Source organism: Halomonas organivorans, assembly GCF_014192055.1.
GTDB classification, from domain to species: domain Bacteria; phylum Pseudomonadota; class Gammaproteobacteria; order Pseudomonadales; family Halomonadaceae; genus Halomonas; species Halomonas organivorans.
The window spans coordinates 1-19,528 of record NZ_JACHXM010000016.1 but is presented as its reverse complement, the minus strand read 5'-3'; the positions used below and the strand labels follow the sequence as shown (position 1 = coordinate 19,528).

Sequence of the window (19,528 nt, the reverse complement as noted above, 5' to 3'; positions counted from 1 at the left end):
AAGGTTGCATAGCCAAGATTCTAGTCCTTATGCCTTGCTCCCGCCCAGCGACGGTGGGTATTGAGTAAGACTTTAGTATGATGATGCATGGCCATCTATCGTATGGCTGGGGGTATGAGGCGCTTCAACGGGTCGGATGGCAAACTTGCAGGCATGCGGGCTGTAACTTAGTGTAAGTGAGTGGGCGGTATGGGCCAATTGTAGATAAACCGGCCTGTTGGCGAGCTCGGCTGCCAGGGACGCTGCAGCAACCTTCGGCAAGGTGGCGCCCGAACGCGAAGTCTGCCGTCAGGCGACGTGATGCGATCAAGGCAAGGAGGTAAACGATGAACGTACAGATCATGCAGAAAAGGATGCCGAGTGCTCAAGGCGGCTTTACGCTGATCGAGCTGCTGATTGTCGTCGCGATTATCGGGATTTTGGCCGCGATTGCGATTCCTCAATACCAAAATTATGTTGACAGATCAGCAGACGCTGCCTGCAAAGCCGAGGCTAGATCTTTTGGTACTGCTGTCGCCGCTGAGCGTGCAAGTGATGAAGCTGATCCTACTCTAGCAGAAGTCTTTGGCGACGATTATGCAGATGAATGTGGAGTAGGAGTAAGTGGCGATGATAGCAATTTGATTGATTATGATTCTGGCACTGGGACTGATGATGCATCCGGGACGATAAGAGTCGGAAGTTAATTAAGTTGAAGTTGGCAGCAGTCTTTTTTATCCAAGATGACTGCTCGACGAAAGACCTTGTGTAAAGTGACGGCCGGCTCGTGTCGGCCGTCTTCTTGGTGTGCGCCAGGCATGGCGCGCAGCGCCTGATTGGCGCTGTTCCTGAAAGTGGTGTTTCGGGATGACTTGGGGGTGAAAGTCCCCTGCACGCCCGGCAAGGGGAAGTGCTAGCCGACGGCAAGGGTGTCCGCCGCGAGGGGGAATCCGAAGGCAGCCCGAGGCAAAACGCTGGCCTGACGAACAGGAAGCGGATATGAGGCGGCATGGCGGGGTGAGATGGCACCAATCATCAAAGCCCAGTACTTGCACGGAACGCCATGCCGTAAATCCGACAGGCATAAGCGGGAAGGTCGCGCGTCTTACCCTGGGAGGTCTGATGGCCTGCCACAGTGCTACCGGCGTCGAGAGGCGAGGGGATGGGCCACCAAACGTCAGCAGAGGCCATAGTAAGTGCCGATTCACCCCGGCACCAAGGGCCGAACATGAAGAACCGCGAGTAGGCGATGACGTCTCGAGGATCGATCAGGAAGACAGGAACTGGCGCTGATGCCGCCACCCACCCAGAGGGGCAGGGGCAGCACCCTGAGTCCCAGCCGGTGGGCGTCGAGACGGTTCCGGCGTCGTCATCGTGGACGAAAGCGAAGTCCGCCCCGCTCATGGAAGTCGTGGTAGAGAAGGCCAACATGGCGCGGGCTTACCGGAAGGTGGTCGCCAACCAGGGCGCACCGGGTGCCGATGGCATGCCGGTGGACCAGTTGGCTGACCACCTGAAACAGATCTGGCCAACACTGCGCGAGCGGCTGCTGGCCGGTGAGTACCACCCCAGTCCGGTCCGAGCCGTCGAGATCCCCAAGCCCAAGGGCGGGACGCGACAGCTCGGTATTCCCACGGTCACCGATCGGCTGATCCAGCAGGCGCTGCTGCAGGTGCTGACGCCGATCTTCGATCCGGGCTTCTCCGCATCGAGCTACGGCTACCGCCCGAAGCGCAGCGCCCAGCAGGCCGTCTCGGCGATGAAAGCCCATGTCACCGCCGGCCACCGCTGGGTGGTCGACCTCGACCTGGCGGCCTTCTTCGACCGGGTGAACCACGACCTGCTGATGGCGCGGGTCGCGCGCCGCGTCCGCGACAAGCGGGTGCTGCGCCTGATCCGCCGTTACCTGGAAGCCGGCATGTTCCAGGACGGCCTGGCCGCGCCACGCCGACAGGGAACGCCCCAGGGCGGACCGCTGAGTCCGCTGCTGGCGAACATCCTGCTGGACGACGTGGACAAGGAACTGGAGCGCCGCGGCCACCGCTTCTGCCGCTACGCCGACGACATGCAGGTATATGTCAGGAGTCGGCGGGCGGGCGAACGCGTCATGACCAGCCTGAGTGATTTTCTCGAGAGCTCGCTCAGGCTCACGGTCAATCGCGACAAGAGCGCGGTGGACCGGCCGTGGAACCGAGGGTATCTGGGCTACACGCTGACTCGGCACAGGCTGCCGAAGCTGACATTGGCCAAGGCCAGTCTGCAACGCTTGATGGGGCGTGTCCGCGAGATCCTGAAGCGCGGCAGGGGACGCGATGTTCGGCGCGTCACGAGGGAGCTGGCCCCCGTCCTGCGGGGCTGGGCCAGCTACTTCCGTCTCGTCGATGTGAAGCGGCCACTGGAAGCGCTGGATCAATGGATACGTCGCCGGTTGCGCGACTTGATCTGGCGGCAATGGAAGCGCCCACGAACCCGGCGCCGTAAGCTGCTGGCACTGGGGCTAGATGCGCAGCGCGCCTGGAAATCATCGGTAAACGGGCGAGGCCCCTGGTGGAATGCAGGTGCGCTGCACCTGCGCCACGCCTTGCCCAACCGCTGGTTCGCTCAGCGTGGGTTAATCTCGGTACTGGACACGGTAAGAGGGCTTAGCCGTTCTTCGTGAACCGCCGTGGTACGGAACCGTATGCCCGGTGGTGTGAGAGGACGGGGGAGGTGACTCCCCCTCCTACTCGATTGGTTTCATCATCCTGTATCCGGGCGTAAGAATACTTCACCACTCACCACTCACCACTCACCACTCACGATCCCGTATCATATGCTGCCAGTGACGCCATCGCCCTTTGGAGCCCCTCTGGATGTTCGAGCACCTTCTCGTCGTGTGTACCGGCAATATCTGTCGTAGCCCCGTCGCCGAAGCCATGCTGAAGGTGACGTTCCCCGAACGGCACGTGGTGTCGGCGGGCCTGGGGGCGCTGGTCGGTCAGGGCGTCGAGCCCAAGGCCCGCAAGCTGGCCGAGGCCGATGGCCTGCAGGTCGAGGCGCATCAAGCAAGACAAATCACCCACGAGATGATTCATGACGCCGACCTCATCCTGGTGATGAGCGAAGGCCAGCGTCGATCTCTCGGCGATCTTTCCCCGTCAGCGCTCGGCAAGATCATGCTGATCGGTCGCTGGCTCGATGGTGGCAAGGGAGTCGAGATCCCCGATCCCTACCGCAAGAGCGACGAAGCCTTCGAGCACGTGCATGGGCTCTTGAAGGAAGCCATACAGACATGGCGGGAGAGACTATAGCCGAAGGGCGTGTGGCGCCACCAAGCGCCTAAGGGATTCAGCCAATGCCCGGCTCGGCGGACCGAGCCGGGCATTGTCGTCTCCGGAACGCTAGCCGGCAAGCACCGTCGGTAGCCACAGCACGATGGTCGGCCAGACGCTGATGATCAGGGCGGCGAGGCACATCAGCGCGAAGAAAGGCGCCGCGGCCAGTGCCACGCGGCCGATGCTCTCACCGGTCAGCCCTTGAAGCACGAAGAGGTTGAAGCCCACCGGCGGGGTGATCTGCCCCAGCTCCACCATGATCACCAGGAAGACGCCGAACCACAGCGGGTCGTAGCCGGCCTGGATGATGATCGGCAGGGTGATCGGCAGGCTCATCACGGTGATCGAGATGCCGTCCAGGAAAAGCCCCAGCAGCACGTAGAACAGCGCCATGGCGAGCAGCAGGGCGACCGGCGAGAAGGACTGTGCGGCGATCCAGCCGGCCAGTTCGCTCGGCAGATGCAGGTAGCCCATGGCGGTGGAGAGCAGGGCGGCGGCCACCAGCAGACTGCACACCATCACCGCGCTCACCAGCGCGCCGCGCAGCGCGTCCAGGAACAGCGCCACCGTCAGCTGGCGCTCCCACAGCAGCAGCGCCAGGGTCGCGGCGCAGCCGACGGCGGCGGCCTCCGAGGGCGTGGCGATGCCGGTGTAGATGGCGCCGATGACGATCACGATCAGCCCCAGCACCGGGGCGAGGTCGTGCAGCGCCTGGAGGACATTGGTGCCGGTGTCTTCGGCCTTCGGTGCGAGGGCCGGATCGGCCAGGCAGCGCAGCCCCACATAGCCCACATACAGCGCAGCGATCAGCAGCCCCGGCAGCACGCCGGCCATGAACAGCTTGCTGATCGACACCTCGGCCTGCACGCCGTAGACGATCATCACGATCGAGGGCGGAATCAGCAGTCCCAGGCTGCCGGCGCCGGCCAGCGAGCCGATCGACAGGCCGCGATCATACTGGCGCTGGGCCAGCTCGCGGGTGGTGATCTTGCCGATGGTGGCGGTGGTGGCGGCGCTCGAGCCGCTGACCGCGGCGAACAGCGTGCAGCCGAGCACGTTGGTGTGCAGGATGCCGCCGGGCAGTCGCCGGGTCAGCGGCGTCAGGCCACGGAACAGCCGCTCGGAGATGTTGGAACGGAAGATCAGCTCGCCCATCAGGATGAACAGCGGAATGGCCGAGAGCTCCCAGCTGTTGGCGGCGCGGAACAGGATCTTGGACAGGATCAGGCCGATGCGGTTGGCATCGAAGTCGCCGAGCCCCCACAGCGAAAGCATGGCGACGATGACCAGGCCGGCGAATACCCAACTGCCGAGCGCGAGTACGGCGAGCAGCAGGCCGATCACGCCGGCTCCGACGAGTAGCGTTTCCATATCAGGCGTCTCCGCTGTCGAAGGCATGGCGCTGCACCAGGATGCGCAGCGAGCGGACGGCGAGCACCAGGCACAGCAGGTAGAGGCCGACCAGCAGCGTGCCCTGGGGAATCCACAGCGGCGTCTGGGCCAGGGTTTCGCTGACGATGCCGCGCTGGAAGCTGCGCTCCACGGCGACGGTCCAGTAGCGGGCCAGCCAGCCGAAGGCCAGCAGGGCGGTGACGCTGGCGAACAGTTCGAACGGCCAGCGCCAGGCCCTGGGGAGACGCTCCAGGACAAGCGCCACGCGGATCAGCCCGCCCTTCTCCAGCGCGTAGGGCAGCCCGAGGAAGGTCATGGCGGCCACGGCGTAGCCGATGTATTCGTCGAGAATGAAGGTGGAGCGTCCGAACAGGCGTAGCCCGATCTCGAGCAGAATATGGCCGAGCATATAGACCACCAGCAGCATGGCCAGGCCGGCGCCCAGCGCCGCCAGGGCGCTGGTCATCCGGCCGAGGGCCTCGACAAGCAGGGCGGCGACGCTGGGGAAGGCGGCACCGTCACGGCGATGCTGTGAGCTCATTCGGCGGTCTCTTGGTGGAAGGCGTCGAGGATGCGGGTGGCGCGCTCGCCGGTGCTGTCGATCCAGTCGTCGACCACCGGCTGCGCGGCCTCGGCGAGGGCGTCATGGAACACCTCCGGTACCGGATCATGGATGGTCACGCCGTGTTCCTCGAGCTGGGCGTAGTTCTCGGCCACGCGCTCCTTCACCACGTCCCAGTTGTGGGCATCGGTTTCCCTGGCTGCCTGCAGCACGGCCTGCTGGTCGTCCTCGCTCAGCGATTCGAAGGCGTCACGGTTCATGTGCACCATGTTGAGCGGCACGGCGTACTGGATGGCGTTGAAGTCGCTGAGGTGCTCCCAGAAGCTACCGTTGGCGCCGGCCTCGGCGGAGGTGAGCACCGCCTCGATGCCGCCCGTGGCCAGCTGGGGCACCACATCGGCCCAGGAGAGCTTCACCGGGGCAGCGCCGGCGTTTACCAGGGTGGCAGTGCCGCTGCGGTCGTAGCTGCGGATCTTGAGACCGTCGAGTGCCTCCATGCTGGTGACAGGCTTCTCGGCCCAGATGCCGCTGGCCGGCCAGGGCGAGGCGTAGAGCAGGATCTGATCGTTGTCCTCGAACACCTTGGCGTATTCCGGGCGGGCGATGTCGTAGAGACGGTGGGCGGATTGGACGTCGTCGGCAACGAACGGCAGCGAGGACAGCAGGAAGATGGGATCGATGCCGCCAAGGGTCCCGGAGAGGCTGTCGGCTATCTGCACCGCATTGTCGGCCACCGCGTAGAAGTGATCCCCCGAGCGGAAGCCGAGCGAGCCGCCGGTGTGCAGGGTGATATCGACGTCGCCGTCGGTCAGTTCCTGGACTCTATCGATGAACCAGGCATCGCCCTGGGCGTGGATCGAATTGGCGTTGTACTCGTTGGAGAAGTCCATGCCGGCGGAGTGGGCCGGGAGAGAGACGGCGGCCATGCCGAGCACCAGCAGGGGAAGGGCCGCCTTGGCGAACGTGGGGCGAAAGTGCCGTTTCGGAAAAGAACCGGGCATCAGCAGAATCCTTGTAGGTTGTGATCGTTAGCCGATTCAGCATCCTGAAATACGCGTTGTCCTGGGGGCACCGTAGCGACACCGAATGTTCCAGACGCGGCACGCGTGGAGGGAATGAGGGGAACGATGCTTTTCCGCGGGGTGTTTGACAGTGTCGAAATAAACGACTCATATTGAGGTGGCGACATAATAAAATTCACCAAGTTGCGAGAAAATCATGAAAGGAACAAACGTATCGCTTCTGTCCGCCGCCATCCTTGCACTCGGTGGGGGCATCGCTTCCACGGCCCACGCGCAGGATCCCTACACGGTCGGGGTGGAAGCATCGTTTCCCCCCTGGGCCTATGTGGAAAGCGGAGAGTTCAAGGGAATCGCCATTGATGCCATGGAGGCGATTGCCGATGAAATCGGCATTGATATCGAGTTCCAGGACATGCCGTTTCCTTCGCTGATTCCGGCATTGGCCGCTGAAAAGATCGATATCCTGGCGACCGGGCTGACGGTTACCGAGGAGCGCAGCGAGAACATCGATTTCACCATTCCCTGGTGGGAAACCAACGATGTCGTACTGGTGCCCGAGGATTCCGATCGCAATGTCTTTACCGCGGTGTGCTGCGGGGCGCGTATCGGTGTACAGGGTGGGTCTTCCCAGGAAGCCTGGATGGAAGAAAACGTGGTGGATTCCAGTGACATCGACGTCGAGCTGGCCAAGTACGACAGCTACGTCACGGCGGTTGATGACATGGCGATCGGTCGGATCTCCTCGGTGATCGTGGATGACACCTCGGCCCAGGAGTACATCAACGCCGGCAAGCCGGTGAAGATGGCCGGCAAGATCTACATCCGTGCACCGCTGGCCCTGGCAGTATCGAAGGATGACCCTCAAGAGATCCTGGGGCAGCTGAACCAGGGCATCATGGCCATCTACGAGTCTGGTGAGTGGGGGGAGATCGTCGACCAGTACATTCCTGGGGTGTCCGTCCCGACCATCCCGGGCCATATGCCGGACTTCGTCGATACCTACCAGAAGCCGGTTGCCGGACTTCCCGAGCTTGGTAACGAATGATTCGATGCCACGACGAACGCCTTCTCCCCGGGGAAGGCGTTCGTCTTGCTAGGAACCCAGCATGGATATCTACGACGTACTCATTCGAGACTTTCCCTTTTTACTGCAAGGACTGGGGGTGGCCATCGTGCTGCTGGTCGCCCTGCTGTCGATCGGTTTCGTCCTGGGCATGGCCATCTGCCTGATACAGCTGTATGGACCCAGAACCCGGCTGGTGCAGTGGCCGCTGCTGCTCTACGAGCGGATCTTTCGCGGTATCCCGATCATCATCATGCTGTTCATCTTCTACTACGGCATATCCGGCGTGTTCGATATCTCGGCATTCAGCGCGGCGATTCTTACCATGGGGCTGCGTTCGGGGGCCTACCAGTCTCAGATCTTCCGTAGCGCCTTCCAGTCGGTACCTTCCGGCCAGATGATGGCCGCTCGCGCCATGGGCATGTCCAAGATCAAGGCGATCCGCCACATCATCTTTCCCCAGGCGGCGCGACACGCCATTGGTCCGTGGACCAACGAGTTCTCCTCGGAGATCAAGGAAACGTCGCTGGCCTACGTCATCGGCGTGGTGGAGCTGACGCGCCAGGCCCACTACATCATCACCAGTACCCAAGGCAACGTCCTGACGGTCTTTGCCGTCGTGGCGCTGCTGTATTTCATCCTGAACCGGACAGGCAACAGCCTGTTGTATGCCTTCGAGCGGAAGCTGGCAGTGCCGGGTTTTGAAAAATAATGCAAGGGGACAGCCGATAATGGCGGATGAACTGATTCTGGACGTACAGGGAGTGAAGAAGGCCTTCGACGGCCTCGAAGTCCTCAAGGGCATCGGCTTCGGGCTTCGCAAGGGCGAGACCAAGGTATTGATCGGCCCCTCCGGTTCGGGCAAAAGCACCCTGTTGCGCTGCATCAATTACCTGACGGTGCCGGATGCCGGGCGTATCTATCTCAACGGAGAAGAAGTCCTGGATGCCAACATCGATTCGATGCGAGCTCGAATGGGTTTCGTCTTTCAGGATTTCAACCTCTTTTCGCACCTGACGGTGCTCGACAACGTGCGTATCTGCCAGGTCAAGGTCAATGGCGTGGACAGGGAGGCCGCCACGCGGCGGGCTCATCATGAGCTGGAGCGAGTCGGCCTGGGCGACAAGGCCGCTGCCTATCCGGCGGAGCTTTCCGGCGGCCAGCAGCAGCGCGTCTCGATCGCCCGCGCCCTGGCCATGGACCCCGACCTGCTGTTGTTCGACGAGCCTACCTCGGCGCTGGATCCGGAATTGACCGGGGAGGTAGTACGCGTGATGCAGCAGTTGGCCGCCGAGGGAATGACGATGGTGGTGGTGACGCATGAAATGAGCTTTGCCCGGCAGGCGGCGGACGAGATCATCTTCATGGAAAAGGGCCATATCGTCGAGCAAGGGACGCCGGACGCCATGTTCACCGCGTCAGAGCACGCGCGGACGCGCGCTTTCCTCAATGTCATCGCGGAGCACGGGTGAGCCATGCTGGAATTCATCGAGTTCGGTATCGAGTGGTTCCCCGAGTTGCTGCGAGGCATCCCCGTCACCTTGTCGATGTGGGCGATCGCCATTTCGCTGGGGTTTATCCTTGGGCTGATGCTGTGCTGGGCCAGGGTCTACGGCAATCGGCTCCTTTACTGGATCAGCACCGTGTACGTGGAGCTGTTCCGTGGCACGCCGATGCTGGTACAGATGTTCTTCATCTACCTGGGACTTCCCCACGTCGGGATCGTCTTCGATGCTTTCACCGCGGCGGTGATCGCCATCACGCTCAACAGCGCCGCCTACCAAGCCGAATACTTCCGCGGTTCGGTGCTATCGGTGCCCAAGGGGCAACTGGTCGCCGCCCGAGCCTGTGGCATGACGCAGTGGCAGGCGATTCGCTACATCATGCTTCCCCAGGCCCTGCGGCGTGTGATCCCGCAGTGGTCGAACGAGGCGATCATCGAGCTCAAGTTCACCTCGATCGCCTACACGATCGGCGTTGTGGAGATCACCGCCATTGCCTCGGATATCGGGTCGAAAACCCTGGATTTTTTCCAGATCTTCCTGTGGGCGGGCCTGATCTACCTGGTGCTCACCTCCACGGTGGCGAGCCTTTTGAGGCTACTGGAACGGCGTTTCTACGTCCCCGGGGTCACCAGTGCCTGATGCGCTTTCGGCATGCGGAGCAGCCAACGTCGTTGCCGACACCAGGACATCGCCGCACTGGCGCCGATACGGTTATCTCCGGCCGAGGCCCAGCAGCCAGTGCTGGAAGGCCCGGCTGGCCTGGGAGATGCGCGCGCCTTGAGATCCGAGACGGCGCCATGCGGGTTCCGGAACGTCCGGGGCTTGGCCTGAGCCTGCATGAGCGGGTCGCCGGCTGGACGCTCGCCACGGCGGAAGTGGGGCAGCGCGCCTGAGGAGAGCGGAGGCGAGTGGCCTGGCGCTGGCTGTATCGCGAAGGACCCCGACACACCGTGGTCGGGGTCCTTGTCACAAGACAATATGGGAATGAGGCCAGGAGTGACCTGGACGTCATCGGTCAGCAGTCAGTCGGCACTCAGTGCCGGTTCATCTCCATCGGATGGATCAGCCTGACTGGAGCTGCTCTTCAGCGAAAGCGAGAAGCGACTGATAGTCACGCTGGCGAATGATGTTCTTGACGATGTCCGAGTCCAGGTTCAAATAGTCGTGGACAAGCGCATTTCGCAGACCGATCACCTTGTTCCATGGCGTACCGCTATGGTCGTGACCCTGCGTCTGGAGTTTGGCAAAGGCCTGGCGGGCATCGCTCGGCACGACCAGGCCCTGGGATTTCAGCCGCTGCTTGGCGATGCCGATGCACGCTTCTGTCAGCAGCTGCAAGTTGCGCTCGGCGGCTCTATAAAGCAGCGAGTTGAGGCCGCCAGGCTCGGTCGCCGCTTGATGGAGCTGATCCAGTTCTTCTCCCAGCGTGGCAAGGTGCTCTCGCATGGCGTCAATGTACTCGGCTTCCATGGGATGTCACCTCGTTGCTTCAGGCATGATGGCGTTGATGATATTGATGATCGAGCTCCCACATCGAGGTGATCCGGTTCTCCTCTCGGATCAAGCGCAGGCGGTCGTTGGCGTGGAGCACCTGACCCGTTCGGATCACGGCGTGTGCCAGTGGGATAGGCGCCAGATTGATATCCACGATGGACAACTGGTCCCCAGTCAGGCCCAGGGCATCTTGCCAGGCCTGGGCGAGCAGTTCTGGACGCAGGCGCCGCTCGAGGGGATCCTCCTCGAAGGACCGAAAGGCAACGGCCAGATCGTAGTCGCTGTTCGAGGTGGCGGTTCCCTTGGCACGCGAACCGTATAGCCACAGCACGGCAATTTCGTCGTCCGTGGTTGCGAGCTTGATGAGATCGTCCAGGGGGGCGGATGTAGCGGACATTCAGGATCCTCGCGTGATGCCATGGGTAGCAGCAAGCACAGTCTATCATCCCGGCGAGTCGATACCGTGGTGCGGCGAACATCTCCCCGTCTGGATCGGGTCACATGCGCTCTTGCCAACAGGCGCGATGGTCTTGGCACGAGGAACTGGCAATAGAGGGGGAAGACAACAGCACCATGCTGGCGCGGAGGCGCAAGAAGTGAGTTCACCTGGTGCATGGCTGGTGGCCGGAAAATGACCTGGAGAAGGCAAAGCGACAAGGTCTTTGTTTGTTGTTGTTGCCAAGACCTTGATTCAGAAGCTTATTGTATTTGTTGGCGTGGCTTTCGCTTATTGTTGGATGAATGGTCGCCAAGGCGGCGGCTATTCAAACGTGAGCTGGCGTGCTCCAACTGGTCCCCTTCGGGGGACTTTTTTTATGGGCGGATCTTCAATGTGCGGGTGCGTTTGTTGTTGTTGGTCGTTGGCCGCCGTGTCCGTCTCGATGGTCGCTATCATGGCGGCAGCGGGATGCTGCGACAACGCGACCTTAGTGGTGCGACCTTAGTGGTAGGCTCGAGAGATCTCTTGCATGATGGACGCGCATGGCCAGCGACGGCCCATGAAGTCCGTGATGAAATCTGCCTGACATGGCACCATAGCGAACCTTTCGCCCGCAGGCGGGTCAGTCGGCTGATAGGTGTCGACGGCACGGGGCGCGCGGCTGACACAGAGAAGGTGACATGCAGGACGTAATTCAGGCATTCCATGACATCCATCCCGATCCGGACGAGGCCGGGCAGGCCGTTAGCTTCGGGACTTCCGGGCACCGCGGCCGCTCGCTGGCCGGCTCCTTCAATCGGGCGCATATCCTGGCGGTGACTCAGGCGGTGGTGGATTACCGACGCCAGGCAGGCATCGAGGGTCCGCTATTCCTCGGCCGCGATAGTCATGCGCTGTCTCGGCCGGCCTGGGAAGCCGCGCTGCAGGTGTTGGTTGCCAACGGCGTCGAGACGCGTATCGAGCGTGACGGCGAGCTGACCGCTACCCCGGTGGTAAGTCGTGCCATCCTGCACCATAACGCCGATTCCCAGCTGGCACGGGCCGACGGCCTGATCGTGACGCCGTCGCACAACCCGCCCGAGGACGGTGGTATCAAGTACAACCCGCCGCATGGCGGGCCCGCCGAGGGCGAGGTGACCGGCTGGATCGAGCGTCGAGCCAATGCCCTGCTGTCTCAGGAGCTCGATAGCGTCGCCGAGGTATCCCTCGACGAAGCGCTGACGCAGTCTGTCCGCCATGACATGGTCGGAGATTATGTGGAGGAGCTGGCATCGGTGGTGGATCTTTCGGCCATTGCCGCCTCTGGCTTGCGGCTGGCTGCCGACCCCATGGGAGGAACGGCGCTGCCGGTCTGGCAGGCCATCGCCGAGCGTCATGGGCTGGATCTCGTGGTGGTCAACAGTGATGTCGACGAGACGTTCGCCTTCATGCCGCCGGATCATGACGGCAAGATCCGCATGGACTGCTCCAGCCCCGCGGCCATGGCCAATCTGCTGGCGATGAAGGATGAATTCGACCTGGCCTTCGGCAACGATCCGGATGCCGACCGCCACGGTATCGTCGATGCCGCCGGCCTGATGAATCCGAACCACTACCTGGCGGTCGCCATTGATTACCTGCTTGGCCATCGCTCCGGCTGGGCAACATCCCTCAAGGTGGGCAAGACCCTGGTCTCTTCCTCGATCATCGATCGGGTGGTCTGCGACCATGGGCGTGATCTCCATGAAGTGCCTGTCGGCTTCAAGTGGTTCGTCGATGGGCTGCACGAGGGGTGGCTGGCCTTTGGTGGCGAAGAGAGCGCCGGGGCGAGCTTCCTTACCCTGGACGGTCGGCCCTGGTCGACCGACAAGGACGGCATCCTGTTGTGCCTGCTGGCGGCCGAGATCATGGCCGTTACCGGGCAGCGTCCCAGCGAGCGATATCGCGAGCTGACCGCACGTTTCGGGGCCCCCCACTATCGACGGGTCGATACTTCCTGCACGCTAGAGCAGCAGCAAGCGTTCAAGCGCCTTGACCCCGCAAGGCTGACGCTGACCACCCTGGCCGGCGACTCGGTCGAGCGGGTGATGGCCAATGCGCCCGGCAACGGAGCTCCCATCGGCGGGCTCAAGGTGGAAACGGCCAACGGCTGGTTTGCGGCTCGCCCCAGTGGCACGGAACCGCTCTACAAGATCTATGCCGAGAGCTTTCGTGGCGAGGCACACCTGCAGTCACTGATCGATGAGGCCCAGGCTACGCTGGATGCGGCACTGTAGCAGGGCATTCCGCGGCGCGGCCCATGCCCTGCTGACCAGTCTCTCGTTTGCCACCTTCCATGATCGAATGGATGGCACAACGGTTTTGCTGGCAGACAAGCATGGGCCCCGGAGCAGGTATCCCTCGCGATACCTCAATGTATTTGGTCTTCGTGGCCTTTTCGGCGTCTCGTTCATTTGATTCGGCATGCTAAAATTAGCGGTGGCTTCATCTGGTCGTGTGGCGTCAAGCTGTCATGAAGTAACGTGTTTGTGGTTAACAAGCTAATAAAAGGCGATTAACGCCAATGCATAAGTATGAGATTTTTCATTCGCCATTATCAGGGAAATGCATTATGTCGGGGTCGCTTGGTACCTCCAAGTTAAATTAGCCGGATCGGTGTGTATGTGGTTAATACATGGAGGAGCTATGGCTACTGGCGTAAAATATTGGCCTTTCCATCCAAGGGGCGACGTAAAAGAGCCAGTCGACACACAAGCACCGTCAAGCTACACGACAGAGATAAATAGAGAGGGGTCATGACTAGGCCGCCTCTACATTGGTTGTGCAGTGACGTCAATAGCTCGGTGGGTCAGGACGGTGCCTGGAGAACTGTCAACGGGTTTCTGTTCCTGCTCAGGACAGGTAGGTGCTAACGTGGCCAACGTCAAGGAATGCTAAAAAATCATAAATCCCTGAAGTGCAAGCGGAAAGATGGGGGCGCTATAGCTGATTTGCTCAGCGCTGTAAAACTGGTGAGCCATGAGCAGCAACATGGATTACGCAAGTTACTCGGCGAGCCATGGGTAAAGTGTTGATATGGTGGATTGCTGTTGCCGCGAATGTCCAGTGAAGGTTCGTGGCATGACAAAGTGTCCGCGCTGAGCCGATAGAGTGGCTTATGCCGACGCCAAGCATTATAGGGTATGGGAAATCGCCCGGAACAATCCCGGGGCGGTAGCGTGCCAATAAAGATATCGTCAGAGAACGTCCTGAGTTGTCGTTGCTTTCAGCGCTGTTCGATTTCGATAGGCTGCGGAGAAGTGCCTGGCTTTTCAGGAAAGGGCGAGTCTCTGGAAAAATAATGTTCTTGAGTCGTTTAAATGAGTTTGTCAGGTTGCAGTGTAATAATTCTGGCAAGATTTAGAGTGAGTGTCATTTTGTAGATTCCTGTGAAGTCCAGAGGAGAAGCTTTAATGGTTATGTCGGCGTTTTTGATGTGTTTGAAGTCTTGACAAAGTTGAGATGCGAGTCGGCATTATAAGTCATGATCCGCATGGCTTGATTATTTAACAAGTGAAATCATTTCCTGCAATGAATGAGCAATCGATAGAAGAAAATCCGGGGATCGCGAAGCTTCCACCAGCAAGCAATGCGTTAAGCTGGCCTCGTGAGGCCATGCGCCAGGCTGAATGGGACAAAGCCTGCGAGCGGTGGGCCATTATGCGCCAAGTCTACTTTGATGAGGTGGCTGTTTGGGTGCAAGCAGCGATTGCCCATCGTAAGTTGGGTCAGTTCGACTTGGCAAACGGGCTGCTCGATAGTGCACGGGAGCGATTTCCCGACTTGCCTGACCCCTTGATTGAGTTGGCCATGCTGCAATGTGAGAGAGGTTGCTTGGCCGAGGCCGAGGCGCTGGCGGCAGAATTACGGAAGAGATTCCCCGGCAACCTGGCCGTCATGCTGAATTCAGCACGGGTATCTGCCAGGCGTGGCAACCTCTCGGAGGCACTGGTGTTTAATCGCCAGGCCCGTGAAACATTCGAGGAGTCTTCCGAGCCATGGCTACAGTATGCGGAGCTTGCCATGCAGGCCAAGGATTGGTCACTGGCACTGGAGCGGTGGCAAGAAGTGAGGCAACGGTTTCCCAAACACGCCGAGGGCTTTACTAGAGCCGCGGTCGCTGCCGATGCTCTTGGTGACGGGAGTCAGGCCCGACGCCTCAGGTTGGCACAGGAATACGGCAATGCCTGGTTGGAAAGCGTTCAGGATACAGACCTGGGCGAGAATGAGACGGCACATACGATTAATCCCCCTCAGCGCCGAAATTGGCGAACCTTTGCGGATCTCGTCTGGACCAAGGCTCGACTGAACCTCAAGAGCGAAGCCAGCAAGAATCACCTGCGTTATCTATGGTGGATACTTGATCCTGTGCTCTACATGACGGTTTTCTATGTCGTGTTTGGTATCTTGATGGAGCGAGGCGGTCCCGGTTTTATCGCCTATCTGCTGACTGGGCTGGTGCCTTTTCAGTGGTTTGCCAAGACGGTGCAGCATACTTCTAACTCCATTGTCGGAGGCAAGGGGTTGATGCATAAAGTGCGAATCTCACCCCTGTTTTTTCCGCTAGTGGGGATCGTGCAGAACACGGGAAAGCAGTTGCTGGTGTTCGGCATGTTAGGAATCTTCCTGGCTCTCTATGGGTTGCCGCCGACGATTCACTGGCTGGCTTTTATACCCATTGTGCTGGTTCAGTTAATGTTGATGACGGCAGTCAGTTGCACGTTGGCTATGTTGGTGCCATTCGCCAGGGATCTGACCAATTTGATTCCCACCGGTATCCAGTTTCTGCTTTTCACCAGCGGTATCTTTTATACCATCGACAGGATTCCAGAGGAGTGGCGCTCGCTGTTTTTTACCAATCCGATGGCCAATATTCTCTATCAGTACCGTCAAGTGTTCGTCGAGAACCAGTGGCCGGACTGGAGCGGACTCGGTTGGGTGGCTCTCGGGTGTGTTGTAGGGCTTAGCATGGTGATTTTTCTGTATCGTCGCCTGGAACCGATCTTTCCAAGGGTGGTGATTGAATGAAGTCCAGTGATCTCAATGGAATGTGCGGCGATGTCATTATTTCTCTACAGAATGTAGGCGTGCGTTATAAACGTCGCGGTGGGTTCCTTCGCAAGCCTGAATATTTTCAGGCGCTGGAGGGAGTCAGTTTCGATATTCATCGTGGCGAGACATTAGGCATCCTTGGTCGAAATGGTGCCGGCAAGTCGACACTGCTTCGCGTGGTAGCTGGCATCATCCAGCCGGATAGCGGAGAAATAGTGAATCATGGTGTTACCGTTTCGTTGCTAGCGCTCCAGGCGGGCTTTGATGCTGAATTGCCAGGAACGGATAATGCCATCCTCAGTGGCATGCTGATGGGGTATACCCGCAAGCAGGTTGAGGCTCGCCTGGATGATATCGCTGAGTTTTCTGAGCTCGGCGATTTCATGTATGAGCCAGTAAAAACCTATTCGTCAGGCATGAAGTCAAGGTTGGGTTTTTCGGTGGCGATGTATATGACACCTGACGTGCTTCTTTTAGATGAAGTCTTGAGTGTGGGTGATAAGGATTTTAAAAAGAAAGCTGAAACGGAAATGATGAAAAAAGTGCACTCCAATCAGACGGTTCTTCTTGTTACGCACTCTGAACAGCAAGCGAAAAGGCTGTGTGAACGTAGTATTTCTTTGTGAATGTTTCTTGTCAAGAGGTCGTTATGATGGCAAGGGTTGCAGTTGTTATTCCGGTGCATAATGAAAGAGATCGACTGGTCGGTGCTGTTCAGTCTATAGCGGAATATAATAGTGTCTCGGTCAAGTTCTATATAGTCGATGATGCCTCTACAGATGGGACCAAGCAGGCAGTTGAAAACTACCTGGATAATAAGAGGCTGCGACATGAGATAATTGTCAATACTCATCCTCAAGGGGCTGGAAGCAGCAGGAATCTTGGGTTTGAGAGAGTAGAAGAGGACTATACTCTTTTCTTTGATGCGGATGATTTTGTGTTTCCGGGTATGCTGGACAGGTTGGTGGAAAAGGCAGATCTGGAGTCAGCACAGGTCGTCGTGGCAGAGTATGATCGTGTCTACGCGGAAAATGACCGCAAGCTGGGCATGAATCATCACGACGAAAGAGTATTTGAACGAGTAAGAAGAGAACGAGCGGCTTCTCCTTATTCAATAAGACGTATGGGGTTTGTTCTGGAGTTGGTTAACTATCCCTGGAATAAGCTTGTCTCTACCAGCTTTGCGAAAGAGATAGGCCTCCGGTTTTCCTCGACCCCCGTCCACAACGATGTCTTTGCGCACTGGCAGATTCTGATGAACTGTGATCGCCTTTCAGTTCTTCACGAGTCACTTTGTGGTCATAGAGTCTCAATGAAAGCGCATCAGATTACCAATATATCAGACTCCAGGCGTTTGTCTATGCTGGATGTCTTTTCTGAGGTTGATGACTACTTCAGGATCAATAAAGACTTCAAGGACATTTTTTATCATTATTTTGTTTCTTTCAAAATAAAGCTCTTCAGGTGGGGGAACGCCAGAATAGATGAGCCTCACCGGGAAGAGTTTCATAATGCTTTTTGTGAAACTTTTTCAATGATGACGAAGCGAGATTTTTATCTTCTTTCTGAAAGGATGCCGCGTGTCGCGGTGGAAGCCCTTCGTTATCGACTCCGTCTAGCCTGAAGGTGATCCATGATCTCGGTAATTGTTACTACTTACAATATTGAAAAGTATGTTGAGCAGTGTCTAGAGAGTGTCATTGGTCAGACATTTAAAGAATTGGAGATAATAGTCGTTGATGATGGTTCTAGTGACGGAACCAGAGAGATCATCAACCGAATAGCAGGGCTTGACGATCGTGTGGTGCCTGTGTTGCTCCCGGAAAATACTCTTGGGGGAGTGGCTGTCGCTGCAAATATCGGCTTGTCGAAGGCGAATGGCGAATATATCGGCTTTGTCGATGGTGATGATTGGTGTGAGCCTTTCATGTTCGAGAAGTTGGTGTTTTCGGCTACAGAACTTGGTTCGGACATCGTCATTGGTAATTTCAAGAATTACGATGAGTTGTCAGCTTCTTACTATGACGCAAGCGACAAGAGACACTGGATCAATGGCCTTCCGAAGAACCAGTTGCTCTCTGGGGAGGAAGCTACAAAGTCTCTGCTGAAGTTCAATCCGGTGCCATGGAGAAAGCTTTATAAGCGATCGTTTCTCGAGGAGAATCATATAAGGTTTCCCGAGGGCGATTATTTTTATGAAGACAATCCATTTCACTGGTTTTGCGTTACCAAGGCGAAGACGTTTTCTTTAGTTCCTGAATATCTTTGTTATCATCGAATGAATCGCGTGGGTCAAACCATGTCATCTGGTGATAGAAGACTTCTTGCAATGTATGAGCACCATAAAACCATTCATGACTGGCTGGTGAATAACTCTTTGCTTGAAACCTACAAGAAAGAGTTGGTTTTGTGGGTGGTAAATAACTCTTGCTGGATACATGATGCTATCAAGGATGAGTATAAAGAAGACGTCATTTCATGTCTTCAGCGTGAGTTGAGTAACTACGAGCCGGAGTTTGTTAAGACTACGCTTGCTCCCGGCAATATGGGCAACAAGGGAAGGAGATTGGCTTACCGCGCACTAGGTATTGAGGAGAGAGATGGTTCGGGTCAAGTAAATCACTCTGAAAAGAGCCTGAATAAGCTAGGCCTGGTTGGCGATGCCGTAGAATACTACAAGGAATATGGTGCGCTAGAGACCGCCAAGAAGGTAAAGAGCTACTTGCATGCCAGGGCCCCCGCCAAGGTGAGGCGGGTGGTTGGTAGATTGCGCTCTAGTCGCGATGGGAGTGACGATTTGGAAAAAGTCCTCAAAGAGGTGCGTGATCATGTCGAGTTTCAAAAGCTCATGAGCGCCCTTGCTGAGGAAGAGAATGAAAAGCTGAGGGAAGAGATAAAGGCTATTAGAGCTGAGCTTGTAGAAATAAAAAATAAGCTCGGATAGATGGATTCAAGTCGTTACTCAAATTTTGTGTGGAGTGCCTAGCATGAAGATCACAATCTTCGGCACCGGTTACGTGGGCCTGGTGACCGGCACCTGCCTGGCCGATGTGGGCCACGACGTGTTGTGCATGGACGTCGACGCGGCCAAGATCGCCCGCCTGGAAGCGGGGGAGATCCCGATCTACGAGCCAGGCCTCGAGGAGATGGTCAAGGCCAACGTGGCCGAGGGGCGGCTGCGTTTCACCACCGAGCCGGCCGCGGCGGTGGCCTTCGGCACCCTGCAGTTCATCGCCGTGGGCACGCCGCCCGACGAGGACGGCAGCGCCGACCTGCAGTACGTGCTGGCGGTGGCCGAGACCATCGGCCGCCACATGACCGAAGAGAAGGTGGTGGTCGACAAGTCGACGGTGCCGGTGGGCACCGCCGATCGCGTGCGGGAGACCGTGGCGGCGGCATTGGCCGAGCGCGGTGAGTCGCTTGCCTTCGAGGTCTGCTCGAATCCGGAATTTCTCAAGGAAGGGGCGGCCATCGAGGACTTCACTCACGGCGCCCGGATCATCGTGGGGACCGAGTCCGAGCGGGTGAAGACGCTGATGCGCGAGTGCTATGCGCCCTATATCCGCCTGCACGACAAGCTGATGTTCATGGACGTGCGAGCCGCCGAGCTGACCAAGTACGCGGCCAACGCCATGCTGGCCACCAAGATCAGCTTCATGAACGAGATCGCCAACCTGGCCGAGCGCCT

18 protein-coding genes are annotated in these 19,528 nt (G+C 58.5%); 13 read left to right on the top strand and 5 right to left on the bottom strand.

The annotated features are described in order from the left end of the window. Positions 1-326 precede the first annotated feature (326 nt). The 3 genes from FHR96_RS22760 to FHR96_RS14345 all read left to right on the top strand — a co-directional run bounded on the left by FHR96_RS22760 (position 327) and on the right by FHR96_RS14345 (position 3,269). A complete protein-coding gene (locus tag FHR96_RS22760) occupies positions 327-686 on the top strand; it encodes a prepilin-type N-terminal cleavage/methylation domain-containing protein (RefSeq protein WP_379685057.1) in 360 nt (119 codons plus the stop codon). Between the two features lie 695 nt (positions 687-1,381). After that, positions 1,382-2,638 carry a group II intron reverse transcriptase/maturase gene (ltrA, locus tag FHR96_RS14350; RefSeq protein ID WP_246392971.1) on the top strand — a complete coding sequence of 419 codons (1,257 nt, stop codon included), beginning with the start codon at positions 1,382-1,384 and terminating at the stop codon, positions 2,636-2,638. A 193-nt stretch (positions 2,639-2,831) separates the two neighbouring features. Next, the gene (locus tag FHR96_RS14345) at positions 2,832-3,269 is read left to right on the top strand and encodes a low molecular weight protein-tyrosine-phosphatase (protein ID WP_183388375.1); all 438 of its coding nucleotides are present in this window, start codon (positions 2,832-2,834) and stop codon (positions 3,267-3,269) included. A 90-nt stretch (positions 3,270-3,359) separates the two neighbouring features. On the opposite strand, the gene FHR96_RS14340 is transcribed toward FHR96_RS14345, so the two are convergent. Genes FHR96_RS14340 through FHR96_RS14330 form a run of 3 tightly spaced genes read right to left on the bottom strand, consistent with a single transcriptional unit; the run spans position 3,360 to position 6,248 of the window. Continuing rightward, complete coding sequence (locus tag FHR96_RS14340; protein WP_183388374.1) at positions 3,360-4,664, bottom strand: TRAP transporter large permease; 1,305 nt, start codon at positions 4,662-4,664, stop codon at positions 3,360-3,362. A 1-nt stretch (position 4,665) separates the two neighbouring features. Continuing rightward, positions 4,666-5,226 (bottom strand): TRAP transporter small permease, encoded by a 561-nt coding sequence (locus FHR96_RS14335; RefSeq protein ID WP_183388373.1) that lies wholly within the window; start codon positions 5,224-5,226, stop codon positions 4,666-4,668. Further along, positions 5,223-6,248, bottom strand: a complete 1,026-nt coding sequence (locus FHR96_RS14330; RefSeq protein ID WP_183388372.1) for a TRAP transporter substrate-binding protein — start codon at positions 6,246-6,248, stop codon at positions 5,223-5,225. The genes FHR96_RS14335 and FHR96_RS14330 overlap by 4 nt, the downstream gene beginning before the upstream one ends. 217 nt (positions 6,249-6,465) lie before the next feature. On the opposite strand from FHR96_RS14330, the gene FHR96_RS14325 reads away from it, so the two are divergent. The 4 genes from FHR96_RS14325 to FHR96_RS14310 all read left to right on the top strand — a co-directional run bounded on the left by FHR96_RS14325 (position 6,466) and on the right by FHR96_RS14310 (position 9,476). Beyond that, positions 6,466-7,314, top strand: a complete 849-nt coding sequence (locus FHR96_RS14325) for an ABC transporter substrate-binding protein (protein ID WP_183388371.1) — start codon at positions 6,466-6,468, stop codon at positions 7,312-7,314. A 61-nt stretch (positions 7,315-7,375) separates the two neighbouring features. After that, positions 7,376-8,044: an amino acid ABC transporter permease gene (locus tag FHR96_RS14320; RefSeq protein WP_183388370.1), complete on the top strand. Its 669-nt coding sequence runs from the start codon at positions 7,376-7,378 to the stop codon at positions 8,042-8,044. A gap of 19 nt (positions 8,045-8,063) precedes the next feature. Continuing rightward, positions 8,064-8,804 carry an amino acid ABC transporter ATP-binding protein gene (locus tag FHR96_RS14315; protein WP_183388369.1) on the top strand — a complete coding sequence of 247 codons (741 nt, stop codon included), beginning with the start codon at positions 8,064-8,066 and terminating at the stop codon, positions 8,802-8,804. Between the two features lie 3 nt (positions 8,805-8,807). Next, the gene (locus FHR96_RS14310; protein WP_183388368.1) at positions 8,808-9,476 is read left to right on the top strand and encodes an amino acid ABC transporter permease; all 669 of its coding nucleotides are present in this window, start codon (positions 8,808-8,810) and stop codon (positions 9,474-9,476) included. A gap of 423 nt (positions 9,477-9,899) precedes the next feature. Here FHR96_RS14310 and hepT read toward each other — a convergent pair whose 3' ends face one another. After that, positions 9,900-10,307, bottom strand: a complete 408-nt coding sequence (hepT, locus tag FHR96_RS14300) for a type VII toxin-antitoxin system HepT family RNase toxin (protein WP_221195836.1) — start codon at positions 10,305-10,307, stop codon at positions 9,900-9,902. Between the two features lie 19 nt (positions 10,308-10,326). Next, positions 10,327-10,728 carry a type VII toxin-antitoxin system MntA family adenylyltransferase antitoxin gene (gene mntA / locus FHR96_RS14295; protein WP_183388367.1) on the bottom strand — a complete coding sequence of 134 codons (402 nt, stop codon included), beginning with the start codon at positions 10,726-10,728 and terminating at the stop codon, positions 10,327-10,329. A gap of 722 nt (positions 10,729-11,450) precedes the next feature. Here mntA and pgm point away from each other — a divergent pair. From pgm to FHR96_RS14265, 6 genes are all read left to right on the top strand, one after another. Next, positions 11,451-13,025, top strand: a complete 1,575-nt coding sequence (gene pgm / locus FHR96_RS14290; RefSeq protein WP_183388366.1) for a phosphoglucomutase (alpha-D-glucose-1,6-bisphosphate-dependent) — start codon at positions 11,451-11,453, stop codon at positions 13,023-13,025. A gap of 1,294 nt (positions 13,026-14,319) precedes the next feature. Next, the gene (locus tag FHR96_RS14285) at positions 14,320-15,816 is read left to right on the top strand and encodes an ABC transporter permease (protein WP_246392969.1); all 1,497 of its coding nucleotides are present in this window, start codon (positions 14,320-14,322) and stop codon (positions 15,814-15,816) included. After that, a complete protein-coding gene (locus tag FHR96_RS14280; protein WP_246392967.1) occupies positions 15,813-16,466 on the top strand; it encodes an ABC transporter ATP-binding protein in 654 nt (217 codons plus the stop codon). Before FHR96_RS14285 ends, FHR96_RS14280 begins: the two co-directional genes overlap by 4 nt. 23 nt (positions 16,467-16,489) lie before the next feature. Then, on the top strand, positions 16,490-17,464 hold the full coding sequence (locus tag FHR96_RS14275; RefSeq protein ID WP_183388365.1) for a glycosyltransferase family 2 protein: 975 nt from the start codon (positions 16,490-16,492) through the stop codon (positions 17,462-17,464). A gap of 9 nt (positions 17,465-17,473) precedes the next feature. Further along, a complete protein-coding gene (locus FHR96_RS14270; RefSeq protein WP_183388364.1) occupies positions 17,474-18,784 on the top strand; it encodes a glycosyltransferase family 2 protein in 1,311 nt (436 codons plus the stop codon). Positions 18,785-18,827: 43 nt separating this feature from the next. Beyond that, positions 18,828-19,528: UDP-glucose dehydrogenase family protein (locus FHR96_RS14265; protein WP_183388363.1), on the top strand; the 701-nt coding region annotated here is incomplete at its 3' end.